12 protein-coding genes and 2 pseudogenes are annotated in these 14,173 nt (G+C 67.6%); 6 read left to right on the forward strand and 8 right to left on the reverse strand.

Annotated elements, in window-relative coordinates; translation table 11 throughout:
- Positions 1–107: 107 nt before the first annotated feature.
- Both hutH and hutI read right to left on the reverse strand, forming a co-directional pair.
- Complete coding sequence (gene hutH / locus AC06DU_RS08170) at positions 108–1,649, reverse strand: histidine ammonia-lyase (protein WP_478204011.1); 1,542 nt, start codon at positions 1,647–1,649, stop codon at positions 108–110.
- 13 nt (positions 1,650–1,662) lie between these two features.
- Complete coding sequence (hutI, locus tag AC06DU_RS08175; protein ID WP_166771182.1) at positions 1,663–2,868, reverse strand: imidazolonepropionase; 1,206 nt, start codon at positions 2,866–2,868, stop codon at positions 1,663–1,665.
- Positions 2,869–2,928: 60 nt separating this feature from the next.
- Between hutI and AC06DU_RS08180 the strand changes: the two genes are divergently transcribed.
- Positions 2,929–4,299: a formimidoylglutamate deiminase gene (locus AC06DU_RS08180; RefSeq protein WP_478204012.1), complete on the forward strand. Its 1,371-nt coding sequence runs from the start codon at positions 2,929–2,931 to the stop codon at positions 4,297–4,299.
- Positions 4,300–4,303: 4 nt separating this feature from the next.
- Positions 4,304–5,077 (forward strand): histidine utilization repressor, encoded by a 774-nt coding sequence (gene hutC, locus AC06DU_RS08185; RefSeq protein ID WP_181142311.1) that lies wholly within the window; start codon positions 4,304–4,306, stop codon positions 5,075–5,077.
- Between the two features lie 41 nt (positions 5,078–5,118).
- Here hutC and AC06DU_RS08190 read toward each other — a convergent pair.
- From AC06DU_RS08190 to AC06DU_RS08205, 4 genes and pseudogenes are all read right to left on the reverse strand, one after another.
- Positions 5,119–5,424, reverse strand: a pseudogene (locus tag AC06DU_RS08190) (restriction endonuclease); the annotation flags it as partial.
- A gap of 95 nt (positions 5,425–5,519) precedes the next feature.
- Positions 5,520–6,117: pseudogene (locus AC06DU_RS08195) on the reverse strand (restriction endonuclease); the annotation flags it as partial.
- 238 nt (positions 6,118–6,355) lie between these two features.
- The gene (locus AC06DU_RS08200) at positions 6,356–6,910 is read right to left on the reverse strand and encodes a phasin family protein (RefSeq protein ID WP_166771186.1); all 555 of its coding nucleotides are present in this window, start codon (positions 6,908–6,910) and stop codon (positions 6,356–6,358) included.
- A 182-nt stretch (positions 6,911–7,092) separates the two neighbouring features.
- Entirely contained in the window at positions 7,093–7,368 is a 276-nt protein-coding gene (locus AC06DU_RS08205; protein WP_024939833.1) for a polyhydroxyalkanoic acid system family protein, read from the reverse strand.
- Between the two features lie 173 nt (positions 7,369–7,541).
- On the opposite strand from AC06DU_RS08205, the gene AC06DU_RS08210 reads away from it, so the two are divergent.
- Entirely contained in the window at positions 7,542–8,351 is an 810-nt protein-coding gene (locus tag AC06DU_RS08210) for an FHA domain-containing protein (RefSeq protein ID WP_065032371.1), read from the forward strand.
- On the opposite strand, the gene msrQ is transcribed toward AC06DU_RS08210, so the two are convergent.
- Both msrQ and msrP read right to left on the reverse strand, forming a co-directional pair.
- Positions 8,293–8,949 carry a protein-methionine-sulfoxide reductase heme-binding subunit MsrQ gene (msrQ, locus tag AC06DU_RS08215; RefSeq protein ID WP_054592824.1) on the reverse strand — a complete coding sequence of 219 codons (657 nt, stop codon included), beginning with the start codon at positions 8,947–8,949 and terminating at the stop codon, positions 8,293–8,295. The genes AC06DU_RS08210 and msrQ overlap by 59 nt on opposite strands.
- A 141-nt stretch (positions 8,950–9,090) precedes the next feature.
- Entirely contained in the window at positions 9,091–10,059 is a 969-nt protein-coding gene (gene msrP, locus AC06DU_RS08220) for a protein-methionine-sulfoxide reductase catalytic subunit MsrP (RefSeq protein WP_478204014.1), read from the reverse strand.
- Positions 10,060–10,237: 178 nt separating this feature from the next.
- On the opposite strand from msrP, the gene serC reads away from it, so the two are divergent.
- The 3 genes from serC (at position 10,238) to aroA (ending at position 14,034) form a co-directional block, all read left to right on the forward strand.
- A complete protein-coding gene (gene serC / locus AC06DU_RS08225; protein WP_065032369.1) occupies positions 10,238–11,323 on the forward strand; it encodes a phosphoserine transaminase in 1,086 nt (361 codons plus the stop codon).
- A gap of 67 nt (positions 11,324–11,390) precedes the next feature.
- Positions 11,391–12,593: a prephenate dehydratase gene (gene pheA, locus AC06DU_RS08230; protein WP_478204016.1), complete on the forward strand. Its 1,203-nt coding sequence runs from the start codon at positions 11,391–11,393 to the stop codon at positions 12,591–12,593.
- A 127-nt stretch (positions 12,594–12,720) separates the two neighbouring features.
- Positions 12,721–14,034, forward strand: coding sequence for a 3-phosphoshikimate 1-carboxyvinyltransferase (gene aroA / locus AC06DU_RS08235; protein ID WP_184614249.1), 1,314 nt, complete (start codon positions 12,721–12,723; stop codon positions 14,032–14,034).
- Positions 14,035–14,173: the final 139 nt, after the last annotated feature.

Below are 14,173 nucleotides of genomic sequence, written 5' to 3' on the forward strand. Positions count from 1 at the left end.
CCGCAGTGCATGTTCGTCGCGCAGATGCGCGCTCGGCAGTGACGCGAGACCTTGCACGCGCGGACACGACGCTGCCGAGCTCATTCCAGCGGCTGCGAGGTGGCGCGTCATGCGTGCTGCTCCACGCCTGGCAAGGCGATGGCGACCGCCTGCGCGAGCGCGCCCGAACGCACCAACGCACTGGCCGCCAGCATGTCGGGATGGAAATAGCGGTCGTCCTGCAGGGTCGGTACCTGCGCGCGCAGCAGGGCGCGCGCGGCTTCCAGCGCGGCGCTGGAGCGCAGCGGCGCATGGAAGTCGCAGCCTTGCACGGCCGCCAGCAGTTCGATGCCAATCACGTGCGCGGCGTTCTCGGCCATCGCCAGCAGACGCCGCGCGCCATGCGCGGCCATCGACACATGATCTTCCTGATTGGCCGAGGTCGGGATCGAATCGACACTGGCCGGATACGCGCGCTGCTTGTTTTCCGACACCAGGGCCGCAGCGGTGACCTGCGGAATCATGAAACCGGAATTCAGGCCCGGGCGCGGGGTGAGGAACGCCGGCAGGCCCGACAAGGCCGGGTCAACCAGCATCGCGGTGCGGCGTTCGCTGATCGAGCCGATTTCGCAGACCGCCATCGCCAGCATGTCGGCCGCGAAGGCCACCGGCTCGGCGTGGAAGTTGCCGCCTGACAACGCCTCGCCGGTATCGCTGAACACCAGCGGGTTATCCGAGACGCCATTGGCCTCGGTCTCCAGCGTGCGGGCGGCCTGACGCATGATGTCCAGCGCCGCGCCCATCACCTGCGGCTGGCAGCGCAGGCAGTACGGATCCTGCACGCGCACATCGCCGAGCCGGTGCGATTCGCGGATGCTCGAATCGGCCATCAGCGCGCGCAGCGCGGCAGCGATGGCGATCTGCCCCGGTTGGCCACGCAAGGCATGGATGCGCGCATCGAACGGCGTGTCCGAGCCCTTGGCCGCTTCCACCGACAGCGCGCCGGTGACCAACGCGGCCTGCAACACGGTTTCGATCTCGAACAGGCCGGCCAAGGCGCAGGCGGTGGAGAACTGGGTGCCGTTGAGCAGCGCCAGGCCTTCCTTGGCGCCCAGCACGCGCGGCTGCAGCTGCGCCTGCGCCAGCGCGTCGGCGGCAGGCAGGCGTTGCCCGCCGACGAAGGCTTCGCCGACGCCGATCATCACCGCGGCCAGGTGCGACAGCGGTGCCAGATCGCCGGAGGCACCGACCGAGCCCTGGCACGGCACCACCGGCGTGATGCCCAGGCGCAGCATCGCGTCCAGCAATGCCAGCGTCTGCGGCTGTACCCCGGAAGCACCCTGGGCCAGGCTGGTGAGCTTGAGCGCCATCATCAACCGCACCACCGGCACCGGGGTGGGCTCGCCGACCCCGGCGGCGTGCGAGAGCACGATATTGCGCTGCAGGGTCTGCAGGTCCTCGCGTTCGATGCGCACGCTGGCCAGCTTGCCGAAGCCGGTATTGACGCCATACACCGGCTCGCCGCGCGCCACGATGGCCTCCACCGTCTGCGCACTGCGCAGCACCGCGGCCGCGCAGGCGTCGTCCAGCACGACGCCGGCGCCGCGATACAGCGCACGCCACTGCGCCAGCGTGACCTGGCCGGGCTGCAAGACAATAGAAGCACTCATGACGACTCCGGATTCAGCAGGAATGCCCGCGCCAGACGCGGGCATGAAGAGGGTTGAAGCCCATGCGATAGACCAGGTCGGCTGGCGCATCGATGTCCCAGATCGCCAGGTCGCAGTGCAGGCCGGCGCGCAGCCGGCCCAGTCGCTCGCCGCGCCCGAGCGCGCGTGCGGCTTCGCGGGTGAACCCGGCGATGCATTCGTCCACGGTCATGCGGAACAGCGTGGCGGCCATGTTCATCGCCAGCAGTGGGCTGGTCAGCGGCGAGGTGCCCGGGTTGCAGTCGGTGGCCAGGGCCAGCGGCACGCCGGCGGCGCGCAACGCCGCGATCGGCGGCAGCTGGGTGTCGCGGGTGAAATAGAACGCGCCCGGCAACAGCACCGCGACGGTGCCGGCGCCGGCCATTGCAGCAATGCCGGCGTCATCCAGGTATTCGATGTGATCGGCCGACAATGCGCCATGGCGTGCGGCCAGTTGCGCGCCATGCTGATTGCTCAGTTGCTCGGCATGGATCTTGATGTCCAGGCCGTGTGCCTGCGCGGCGCGGAAGACCTGTTCGGCCTGCGCGGGCGAGAACGCCAGATGCTCGCAGAACACGTCCACCGCCTCGGCAAGCCCTTGCGCGGCGATCGCCGGAATCATCTGCGTGCAGACGGCGTCGATATAGCTCTGCGCATCGCCGCCCGGCGGCACCGCATGCGCACCGAGGAAGGTCGGTACCACTTCGACCTTGCGCAGCGCAGCGAGCTGGCGTGCCACGCGCAGCTGCTTGGTTTCGTCCTCCAGCGTCAGCCCGTAGCCGGATTTGATTTCCAGCGTGGTCACGCCTTCGGCGAGCATGGCGTCCAGGCGCGGCAGGCTGGCGGCCAGCAGCGCTGCGTCGTCGGCAGCGCGGGTGGCGCGCACCGTGGCCACGATGCCGCCGCCGGCTGCGGCAATCTCGGCATAACTGGCACCGCGCAGGCGTTGCTCGAATTCGTTGGCGCGATTGCCTGCATACACCAGATGGGTATGGCAATCGATCAGGCCGGGGCTGATCCAGCGGCGCCGGCAATCGTGCGCAACGTCCGCTTTTAGCGCCGGGGCCTGCGCGGCCGGGCCGGCGTAGGTGATGCGGCCGTCCTGGCAGGCCAGAACGCCATCGTCCACGATGCCCAGGCCACCATCGGCTGCGTCCAGGGTCATCAGCTGTGCGTTGTGCCAGAGGACGTCGCAATGCATGGCGCAGGCTCGTGGTGTCTGATATGTATATACAATAGAACCGGCAATCGAGGGTGTCCAGTGGCAGACCAACAGGTGCAGGCGTTGTGGGCGGCGCGGGCTCTCCTGCCCGATGGCTGGGCGGGCGACGTGCGGATCACGCTGGCGCAGGGGCGCATCGCCTTGGTGCAGCCCGGCACCGCACCCGCTGCCGGCGACAGCCGGGTCGAGCGGCTGCTGCCCGGGCTGGGCAACCTGCATAGCCACGCATTCCAGCGCGGCATGGCCGGGCTGACCGAAGTGGGCGGGCGCAGTGGCGACAGTTTCTGGAGCTGGCGCGAGTTGATGTACCGCTTCGTCGACCGGCTCGATCCGGACAGCCTGCAGGCGATCGCCGAACAGGCCTATGTGGAAATGCTCGAAAGCGGCTTCACCCGCGTCGGCGAATTCCATTACCTGCACCACAGCCCCGGTGGCGCGGCGTATGCGCAGGCCGGCGAAATGTCCGGGCGCATCGCTGCTGCCGCCGCCAACACCGGCATCGGGCTGACGCTGTTGCCGGTGTTCTATGCGCATGCGGATTTCGGTGGCGTCGCGCCTAGCGCAGCGCAGCGTCGTTTGATCCACGACCTCGACGGTTTCGCGCGGTTGCTGGACGACTGCAAGGGCAGCCTGAAACCATTGCCGGATGCCGTGCTTGGACTGGCGCCACACAGCCTGCGCGCGGTCACGCCGGAGCAGTTGGCGGCGTTGGTGCCGCTCACCGATGGCCCGATCCACATCCATATCGCCGAGCAGCAGCGCGAGGTCCAGGCCTGCCTGGCCTGGTCCGGCCAGCGCCCGCTGCAGTGGCTGCTGGCCAACGCGCCGGTGGATGCGCGCTGGTGCCTGGTGCATGCCACGCATGTGGACGCGAGCGAGCTGCAGGGCATCGTCGGCAGCGGCGCGGTGGTCGGGCTGTGCCCGATCACCGAGGCGAATCTGGGCGACGGCCTGTTCCCGATGCAGGCATTTGCCGCCGCGGGCGGGCGCTTTGGTGTCGGCTCGGATTCGAATGTGTTGATCGACGCGGCCGAAGAACTGCGCCTGCTCGAATACGGCCAGCGTCTGCAGCTGCAGGCACGCAATGTGCTGGCGCAGGCGGGCGCCTCCAGCGGGCGTTGGTTGTTCGAGCACGCGGGCGAGGGTGCGGCGCAGGCCCTGGGCATTGCGCGCAGCGGCATCCGGGTCGGCGCATCGGCCGATCTGCTCGAACTGGACCCGACCCATCCGGCGCTGCTGGCCCGCAACGACGACGCGCTGCTGGACAGTTGGCTGTTCGCCGCGCGCGGCGGTGCGGTGCGCACCGTCTGGCGCGCCGGGCAACCGGTCGTGCGCGACGGGCGCCATGTGGATCGCACGCGGATTGCCGCGCGTTTTGCCGGGGTTCTGCGATCGCTGCTGAGCAAATGAGTGGATGCGCGCACAATGCGGGTCTGACCGGAGACCTGTTTTGACCGCCACCCCCACCGCCGCGCCCGGCACCCTGCATCAACGCATCCGGCAGGATCTGGAACGCCGCATCCACAGTGGCGACTGGCCGCCCGGGCACCGGGTGCCGCCCGAGCACGAGCTGATGGCGCAATACGGCTGTTCGCGCATGACCGTGAACAAGGTACTCGGCCTGCTTGCCGATGCCGGCATGATCGAACGCCGGCGCCGCACCGGCTCGTTCGTGGCGCGCCCGCATCCGCATCTGGAGCAGGTCGCATTGTCGATCCCCGACATCGAAGTGGAGATGACCGCGCGCGGCCACCTCTACCGGTTCGCGCTGCTGTCGCGTCGACTGCGCAGCCCGCGCCTGCGCGTGCCGCAGGAGCGGGCCCTGGGCAGCAGCGGCAAGGTGCTGGCGCTGGAAAGCGTGCACCTGGCAGACGGCAGTCCGTTCGCGCTGGAGCAGCGGGTGATCGACACCACCACCGTGCCCGAGGCATTGCTGCAGCCGTTCACCGACGTGGCGCCGGGCAGTTGGTTGTTGCGCAACGTGCCGTGGACGCGCGCCGAGCACCGCATCAGCGCCGTCAATGCGGACGCTGCGCAAGCCGAACGCCTGCAGGTGGACGATGGCGCGGCCTGCTTGGTCATCGACCGCCACACCTGGCGCGGCGACCAGCCGGTCACCTATGTGCGGCAGCTGTTTCTGGGCGGATCCTACGACCTGGTGGCACGGTTCGCGCCGGGAATGCGCTGAGCCTCAAACCTCGCGCGCAGGCGCATGGGGCGATGCATGAATCAGATCGTCGTGCACTGCCGCCAGCGTACCGCCTCGTCCACGCCGGGGCGCGGATTGAGTTGCACGCGCACGGTGCGCAGGTAGGGGTAGCGCTGCAGTTCGCGGCAGATCAACGGCCACGCCGCCGCATCGTCAACCGAGCGATCCACCGCCAGCGTTGCCTGGGTGATCCAGATGCCGCGCACCAGGCCGGGCGTCTGTGCCAGCGCCTTGGACACCTCGCGCTGATAGCCCTGCATGGTTGCCGCATCCGGTTCGGCATCGCCTGCCAGTGGCGTCGATGCAGGCGGTGCCGCTGATGGCGGCGCGGCCTGCGGCGAGCTTGTGCCCTGCGGTGGAGGTGTTGCAGCGACCGCTGCGGTAGTGCGTGGGGCGGCCACCACCGTTGCCTGCTGCGTGGGCGCAGGCGGCGCCACCGGTTGCAAGGCCAGCACCGCGACCAGCGCCAGGGTCGCCAGCGCTGCACCGGCAATAAGGCTGTGACGGATCGCGCGACGGCGCGCCATGCCGACCACGCCGGTCTCCACATCGCCCGGCAGATACGGTTTGAGCAAGGGCCACAGGCGCACGCCATCCAGCACTTCGATGGACTGCTTCTCGGCGGCCGCCAGGCCTTCGCGTTCCATGCGGCCCTCGGTCACCATCACGCCGCCGCCCGCGCCGGCCAGCCGTGCCATCGCCCCCAGCTCGTTCACCGCTGCCACGCCGATGCGGTAGCCGCGCCCGTGCTTGCAGGCCACCAGGCGCGTGCCTTGCTCGGTCTGCATCATGAAGTCGGCCGTCGGCAGGCCGTCCTGCGGCACCTGGGTGGGTTGCCAGCCGCGTTGCTCCTGCAGCACGCGCTGCACCACGGCGGAAAAGTCGCGCCAGTGCATCGCCGCCAACGCACGCACGCCCTCGCTGGTTTCATTGGCACGGCGGCGCACCAGCCACACATACGCACACACTCCCAGCCAGAGCAGCAGGGAAGCCACAAGCGCCACAATCCAGAAAGGCATGAGCATCAAGCGAAGGTATGGAACGTATGACGAAGCGGTACGCCTAGAAGAATCTTTCGCCGCAGATTCGTCAATGGATCGCGAGCGGCGATACCACGCACCGTGATCCAGATAGCGAAAGACCCGCCAGTCCGAAGCCGTGAGGGGAGGGGAGCAAACGGACTTCGTGTTACAGGACTGGCGGGTCCTTCCCGATTGTCTAAAAAATCATGCTGCTTTGCAACATCATCGGGCCGGCTTATTCACCATCGAATGCAGCATTGTTGGGACTGGAGCTGCCGCCGGCCGAGCCCGCGCCGGTGGTGTCGCTGCTGGCAGCCTGTGCGGCCTGATTGGCGGTGCGGTTGGCGCGCTTGGTCGCGGCAGTATTGGCGCGCACCTGGGCCTTGAGCGATTCCACCTCGCGACGCAGGTTTTCCAGTTCGTCCTGCTCGGGGATGTTGAGCGTGCGCAGCACGCCCTTGACGCGTTCGTCGAAGGCCTTGCCCAGCTTGTCCCAGCCGCGCACGGCAGTGTCGCGTGCCTGTTCGAACTGGGTTTCCACCTCTTCGCGCAGCTCATCGACGCTTTCGGCCGCCTTGCGCTGGCCGCTGCGCTCGTAGGCTGCGCCTTCGCGCACCAGCGAATCGAACAACTTGCCACCCTCGCTCTGCACCCTTCCCAGCGCACCGAGCCCGGCCAGCCACACCGTCTGCGCCGATTCGCCGAGCCGGCGCGAAATCTGTTCTGCCTGCGCCTGGAAGCCGTGCGCGGCATCGTCGCGCTTGCCGTTCTGATCGTATCCGGTCGTCATGGAATGCTCCTGTGGGTTGCCAAAGTGACGTTGCCTTCACCCTAGTCCCGGCACTGCATCGAGCAGGTGAAGCACGTCCAGAGCATCCGCCTGCCACGGGCCGCGCGGGTGACTTGTCGCTGAAGCACCGGTGCGGTCAGGGCATGGCCGGGCGATCAGGCCCGGACCAACGACGCTGCGGCTCAGGCGAGTTTTTCGGCCAGCAGGCGCCGGATCTCCGATTCCACCATCGGCTGCATCGCCGACAACAGGAAGCCGAGCTCGGCGGTGACATGTACCTGCTGCGGCAGCAGGGTGATTGCCCCATCCACGCCGGCCCGCGCGATGCGCAAGGTGTCGCCTTCCCAATGCGAGGCGACGCCATAGCGATCGGTCAACTTGCGCGCCGCCGCGTCGATCGCTGCGCGGGCCTGGGCCGGCGGCAAGGCATGGTCGTGGCGGATATCGATGCTGGACATGGCTTCCATGGGAAAGACGAAAGAAGCGTGCATTGTGCGCATGCGCGGGCCAGGCTCCAAGTGCGGCGCGCGCGTGGCCGAGCAGCGACACACCTCGGTGCCGTACCTGCGTCGGCCGGACGCCGGTCACATTGTTGGCCGCGGCGCGGGGCAAACCTGCTAGGCTGCGGCGGGTGCGCGATCTGCAAGTTCATTTCACCCACCGGCAGCAGCCGGATCATTCCCTCAAGCCCGGCGTCCACCGGATCGTCCGCCATGCCTCCGGCAGCGTGCGGGTGGTTGCCGATGCGCAGGGGGCGTTGCTGTTGGCGCAGTTCTGCCTGGACCAGCGCGGGCTGTGGCTGCAGGTGGCCAACGGGATCCGCGGCATCCACGTCAACGGACGTCCGGTGCGGCGCATGGCGCTGTTGCGCCCCGGCGATGCGATCTACGCCGACGGCGTGGAGATGCTGCTGCGCAGTGCGCCGTCGAGCGCGCCGGCCAACGACGTTGCAGACGACGATGCCGGCCTGAGCGAGGTCTGCCTGTTGTTACGCGGGCTGGGCGGACGCCATCACGGGCGCAGCTTCACCCTGGACCGCTCACGCCTGGTCGGCAGCGACCCGGCGGCGGACATCGTCATCGACGACCCGGCCTTCGCCGCGCAGCACGCGCGCCTGGAACGCCATGGCGACCGCGTGCTGATCCGCGACCTGGGTTCGGAAGAAGGCAGCTGGATCAACGGCGTGCAGGTGCGCGACGGCTGGCTGCAGGCCGGCGACCAGGTCGTGTTCGATGCCCGCCATCGCTTTGTCGTGGAGGTGCCGCGCACCCATCACGGCACCACCTGGGACCTTCCGGAGTCGGAGCCGTTGCCGCCACCACGCGCGCCCGGCGAACCGGCGCGTGCGCCGGTCAAGGTGGCGCGCTGGCCGTGGTTGCTGCTCAGCGCAGTGTTGCTGGCGGCGGCGTTGAGCGCCTTGCTGTGGTTCGGCGCGCGCTGAGTTTCTTCCAGATCCGCCAGCCCAACAGCACCGCCAGAATGCCGGCATATAGCGCCGGTTCGCGGATGTCGGATTTCACCAGCCACCAGAAATGCAGTACCGCCAGCAAGCCGATCGGGTAGATCAGCATGTGCAGGCGGCCCCAGTTGCGCTTGAGCCGCCGCATCCAGCCCTGGGTGGAGGTGATCGCCAGCGGCACCAGCAGCAGCCATGCCGCAAAGCCGACCGTGATGTAGGGGCGCTTGAGGATCTCCTCGAAGATCTGCGTCCAGAAGCCGCGCAGATCCAGGCTCAGGTAGGCCGCCAGATGCACGCTGGCGTAGAAGAATGCGTACAGCCCGAGCATGCGCCGGAATCGGATCAGCGTCGCCTGGCCGGTGAGCTGGCGCAGCGGCGTGATCGCCAGGGTGATCAGCAGGAAGCGCAGCGCCCACAGCCCGGTGCGGTGCTCGATCTCGGCCACCGGATCGGCGCCCAGCGCATCGCTGCCGGTTTGCCAGACCTGCCAGAACTGCCAGCCGAGCAAGGCGATCGGGGTCAGCGCGGCGACATGCACCAGGGTCTTGGCGGCGATCAGGGATGCGGAGGTCTTGGCCATGCGATCTCGAAGAAGGGAGCGATGCCGCGCGGGCATCAACATGCATCGTAGGAGCGCACCCGGGCGCGACTGGCTTTGCTGGTCATGCCAGTCGCGCCCGGGTGCGCTCCTACGACAGGTCGATATCAGATTGTGTGTTGCCTAGAACCACTTCTTCAGGTCCATCCCCGCGTACAGCGAGGCGACCTGGTCCGCATAGCCGTTGAACGGCTTGGTCGCGATGCGCTCGGCGAACAACTTGCTCGCGGTGCCGGCGATACGGCGCTCGGTCTTCTGGCTCCAGCGTGGGTGATCCACCGCCGGATTGACGTTGGAAAAGAAGCCGTACTCGGACGGCTGCAGATCGTGCCACGCGGTCTCGGGCATCTTTTCGACAAAGCGGATTTCCACGATCGACTTGATGCTCTTGAAGCCGTACTTCCACGGCACCACCAGCCGCAGCGGCGCGCCGTTCTGCTGCGGTAGCGGCTTGCCGTACAGGCCGGTGGCCAGCAGGGTCAGTGGATGCATCGCTTCGTCGATGCGCAGGCCCTCGCGGTACGGCCAGTTGATCGAGCGGTAGCGCACGCCCGGAATCTGCTGCGGATCGGCCAGTGTGGTGAATGCCACGTACTTGGCCTTGGAGGTCGGTGCGAAGCGCTTGAGCACCTCGCCCAGCGGCACGCCCGTCCACGGGATCACCATCGACCAGCCCTCCACGCAGCGCAGCCGGTAGATGCGCTCTTCCGCGCTGATGCCCTTGAGCAACTCGTCCAGCGACAGGCTGCCGGGCTTTTCGCACTCGCCGCTGACCTTCACCGACCACGGCGACAGCTTCAGGGTCTTGGCGGCCTTGGACGGGTCGGTCTTGTCGGTGCCGAACTCGTAGAAGTTGTTGTAGCTGGTGACGTCTTCCAGCCGGGTCAGTTCCTCGGCGGTACGGAAGCCGCTGCGCGCCTGCGCCGGGGTCACCACGGTCTTGGGCGGAGGCGGCGGATCGGCCTCGGCGCAGCCGGCCACGCCCAGCGCCGGGGTCAGCGCAAACAGCTGCAGCAGCCGGCGTCGGTCGCGGTAGACGGCCTCATCGGTGATCTCGCTGGACGGCGTCTTCAAGACATCGCGAAGGGACATGGCTCGCTCCTGACAGTGGCTGCTGATGAGAATACCGGACCATGGTGATGACGCTGCCGATGGCCTACGCAAACCATACGTCGCCATGGGTGAGAAGGATGCACATGCAACTTTTCTGCAACGCTGCCAAGGCCGGTGCGCTGCGGCATACTAGAAGGCTAGCTCGCCAAGGTGTGCCATGACACGCGCGTTCAATTTCAGTGCCGGCCCTGCGACATTGCCGGAATCGGTCCTGCGCCAGGCGCAGGAAGAGATGGTCGAGTGGAACGGCGTCGGCGCCTCGATCGTGGAAATCAGCCACCGCAGCGCCGATTTCATGGCCGTGGCGGCCGCGGCCGAAGCCGATCTGCGCACCCTGTTGTCGATTCCCGACGATTACGCGGTGCTGTTCACTGCCGGTGGCGCCACCACCATCCAGGCGCTGCTGCCGCTGAATTTCGCCGCACCCGGCCAGGCCGCCGACTACGTGATCACCGGCCACTGGGGCAAGACCGCGATCAAGCAGGCGTCCACCTATGTGGATGCGCGCATTGCCGCCGACGGCCAGGCGGGCGGCTTCACCGACATTCCGCCGGTGGCCAGCTGGACCTTGTCGCCGCACTCGGCCTACGTGCACATCACCGCCAACGAAACCATCCACGGCGTCGAGTTCCGCGACACCCCGGCAGTGGGTACCTTGCCGCTGTTTGCCGATTTCAGTTCGTCGATCGCCTCCGAGCCGCTGGATGTCTCGCGCTACGGGCTGATCTATGCCGGCGCGCAGAAGAATCTGGGCCCGGTCGGCATCTCGGTGCTGATCGTGCGGCGCGAGTTGCTCGAACGCGCCGGCCAGCCGCGTGCGGACATCTTCAACTACGCCTCGCATGCCGCCCGCGATTCGATGCTCAACACGCCGCCGACCTGGAACTGGTATCTGCTCGGACTCACCGTGAAGTGGATGCTGGAGCAGGGCGGGGTGGACGAGTTCGCCCGCCGCAACGCCGAAAAGGCCGCGCTGGTGTATGGCGCGATCGATGGTTCCGGCGGGTTCTACCGCAACCTGGTCAAGCCGGCGGTGCGTTCGCGCATGAACATCCCGTTCTTCCTGGCCGACGAGCAGCTGGATGCGTTGTTCGTCAGCGAATCCAAGGCAGCCGGTCTGTTGGCGCTGAAGGGGCACAAGGCGGTCGGCGGCATTCGCGCGTCCTTGTACAACGCGATGCCGGTGGCGGGCGCGCAGGCGCTGGCGAGCTTCATGCACGACTTCCAGCAGCGTCACGGCTGAGTCTTTCATTCGACCGCGGCGCATGCCGCGCAGGCGCATACGCCGCAATTTCAAGGAACGCCGAGCGATGGCTCCCAAGTCCAGCAAGCCCAGTGCCGCCACCGGCGGCAAGACCAAACCGCCAGGCAAGTCCGCCGCCAAGTCCGCGGCCAACGCCTCAGCCAAGCGCGCGATCAAGCCGGCCACCGCTGCGCCGGTGCTGGCCGACGTGCGCGCCAAGATCGACGAGATCGACCGCACCATCCAGGCGTTGATCGCCGAACGCGCCAACTTCGCCCATCAGGTCGGCAAGGCCAAGGGCAAGCTCGCCGCAGCGGTGGATTACTACCGGCCCGAGCGCGAGGCGCAGGTACTGCGCATGGTGGTGGACCGCAACGAAGGCCCGCTCAGCGATGAAGTGCTGGTGCACGTGTACCGCGAAATCATGTCCGCGTGCCTGGCCCAGCAGGAGCCGTTGAAGATCGGCTATCTCGGCCCGGAAGGCACCTTCAGCCAGCAGGCGGTGCTCAAGCACTTCGGCCGTTCGGCAGTCGGCCTGCCGATGGCAACCATCGAGGAAGTGTTCCAGGAAGTGGAAGCCGGCAATGCCGATTTCGGCGTGGTGCCGGTGGAAAATTCCGGCCAGGGCACCATCCAGGTCACCCTGGACATGTTCCTGACTTCCAACCTGAAAATCTGCGGCGAAGTCGAACTGCGCGTGCACCAGTACCTGCTCTCGCGCAACGGCCGGCTGGAAGACATCGAGCGCATCTACGCGCATTCGCAGTCGTTTGCGCAGACCGCCGGTTGGCTGCGTTCGCACCTGCCCAAGGTCGAGAAGATCGCCGTCTCCAGCAATGCCGAAGGCGCACGCCGCGCCCGCAATGCCGAGGACGCCGCGGCGATCGGCGGCGAGAGCGCCGCGCATGTGTATGGCTTGAAGAAAGTCATCATGAAGTCGATCGAAGACGACGACGACAATACCACGCGTTTTCTGGTGATCGGCCGGCAGATCTTCCCCACCTCCGGGCATGACCGCACCTCGGTGCTGGTGTTCATCCACGACAAGCCAGGTGCGTTGTTCGACGTGCTCAGCCCGTTCGCGCGGCATGGCATCAGCATGAACCGCATCGAGTCGCGTCCCTCGCACCAGGCCAAGTGGGAATACGGCTTCTTCATCGACCTGGCCGGCCACGTGGAAGACGAGGCGATGAAGCAGGCGCTGGCCGAACTGGAAGCGCACTCGGCGCAGATCAAGGTGCTGGGCTCGTACCCGGTCGCCATTCCCTGAGCGCCGGGCGTCACGCCAGCGCCGTCCTGACAGGCGCGTCGTCACCGGCCGAGGTGACGGCAGCGCCACGACACTTTTCAACGCGCATCACCGCACAGGGCGATGCCGCAGCAATCGGATCACACGCATGAGCAGCAGCACGCACCACTGGATCGCCCGGCAGGGCAGCGCATTGCAGGGCAGCCTGGCCATTCCCGGCGACAAGTCGGTCTCGCACCGCGCGGTGATGTTCGCCGCGCTGGCCGATGGCGTCTCGCAGATCGACGGCTTTCTCGAAGGCGAAGACACGCGCTCTACCGCGGCCATTTTCGCCCAGCTCGGTGTGCGCATCGACACGCCGTCGGCGTCGCAGCGCATCGTGCACGGCGTCGGCGTGGATGGCCTGCAGCCGCCCAGCCAGGCGCTGGACTGCGGCAACGCCGGCACCGGCATGCGTCTGCTTGCCGGCCTGCTGGCCGCGCAGCGTTTCGATAGCGAGTTGGTCGGCGATGCGTCGCTGTCCAAGCGCCCGATGCGGCGCGTGACCGGCCCGCTGGCACAGATGGGCGCGCGCATCGACACCGAGGACGACGGCACCCCGCCGCTGCGTGTGCATGGTGGTCAGGCCTTGCATGGCATCGACTTCGTCTCGCCGGTGGCCAGTGCGCAGGTCAAATCCGCGGTGTTGCTGGCGGGCCTGTATGCGCAGGGAGAGACGTCGGTCAGCGAGCCGCATCCCACCCGCGATTACACCGAGCGCATGTTGTCTGCGTTTGGTGTGGAAATCGATTTCTCGCCCGGCAAGGCGCGGTTGCGCGGTGGTCAGCGTCTGCGCGCCACCGATATCGCGGTGCCTGCCGATTTCTCGTCGGCGGCGTTCTTCATCGTGGCAGCCAGCATCATTCCCGGTTCGGACGTGCTGCTGCGTGCGGTGGGCCTGAATCCACGTCGCACCGGGTTGCTGGCGGCACTGCGGCTGATGGGCGCGAATATCGCCGAAGAACGTCATGCCGAACATGGCGGCGAGCCGGTGGCCGATCTGCGCGTGCGCTATGCACCGCTGCGGGGCGTGCAGATTCCCGAAGCGCTGGTGCCGGACATGATCGACGAATTCCCGGCGCTGTTCGTGGCCGCCGCTGCGGCAACCGGGCAGACAGTGGTCACCGGCGCTGCCGAACTGCGGGTCAAGGAGTCCGACCGCCTTGCAGCCATGGCCACCGGGCTGCGCGCGCTGGGCGTGCGTGTGGACGAAACCCCTGATGGCGCCACCATTCACGGCGGCAGCATCGGCAGCGGCGTGATCGAAAGCCACGGCGACCACCGCATCGCGATGGCGTTTGCCATTGCCGGGCAGCTGTCCACCGGCAGCGTGCGGGTCAACGACGTGGCCAATGTCGCAACCTCGTTCCCGGGCTTCGACAGCCTGGCGCGGGGCGCCGGTTTCGGGCTTGAAACGGCCTGAGTAGTGAAACGGCTTCAGTAGGAAAGGCGGGCAGTTGTCTTGCTGGTTGAGGACTGCTCTTCGGATGAGGAGCGGTCGACCAAAGGCGTCGTAACGCCTGTCAGTCAACGCTTGGATACCGCATTACAGCCAGCACGGC

This window comes from Xanthomonas sp. NCPPB 3200 (assembly GCF_056393585.1).

Excerpts from the sequence above, each read along its gene's own strand:
- hutH (WP_478204011.1), bottom strand. The coding sequence starts at position 1,649 with ATGAGTGCTTCTATTGTCTTGCAGCCCGGCCAGGTCACGCTGGCGCAG.
- aroA (WP_184614249.1), top strand. The coding sequence starts at position 12,721 with ATGAGCAGCAGCACGCACCACTGGATCGCCCGGCAGGGCAGCGCATTG.
- hutI (WP_166771182.1), bottom strand. The coding sequence starts at position 2,868 with ATGCATTGCGACGTCCTCTGGCACAACGCACAGCTGATGACCCTGGAC.
- pheA (WP_478204016.1), top strand. The coding sequence starts at position 11,391 with ATGGCTCCCAAGTCCAGCAAGCCCAGTGCCGCCACCGGCGGCAAGACC.
- hutC (WP_181142311.1), top strand. The coding sequence starts at position 4,304 with ATGCGCGCACAATGCGGGTCTGACCGGAGACCTGTTTTGACCGCCACC.
- serC (WP_065032369.1), top strand. The coding sequence starts at position 10,238 with ATGACACGCGCGTTCAATTTCAGTGCCGGCCCTGCGACATTGCCGGAA.
- AC06DU_RS08205 (WP_024939833.1), bottom strand. The coding sequence starts at position 7,368 with ATGTCCAGCATCGATATCCGCCACGACCATGCCTTGCCGCCGGCCCAG.
- msrP (WP_478204014.1), bottom strand. The coding sequence starts at position 10,059 with ATGTCCCTTCGCGATGTCTTGAAGACGCCGTCCAGCGAGATCACCGAT.
- msrQ (WP_054592824.1), bottom strand. The coding sequence starts at position 8,949 with ATGGCCAAGACCTCCGCATCCCTGATCGCCGCCAAGACCCTGGTGCAT.
- AC06DU_RS08200 (WP_166771186.1), bottom strand. The coding sequence starts at position 6,910 with ATGACGACCGGATACGATCAGAACGGCAAGCGCGACGATGCCGCGCAC.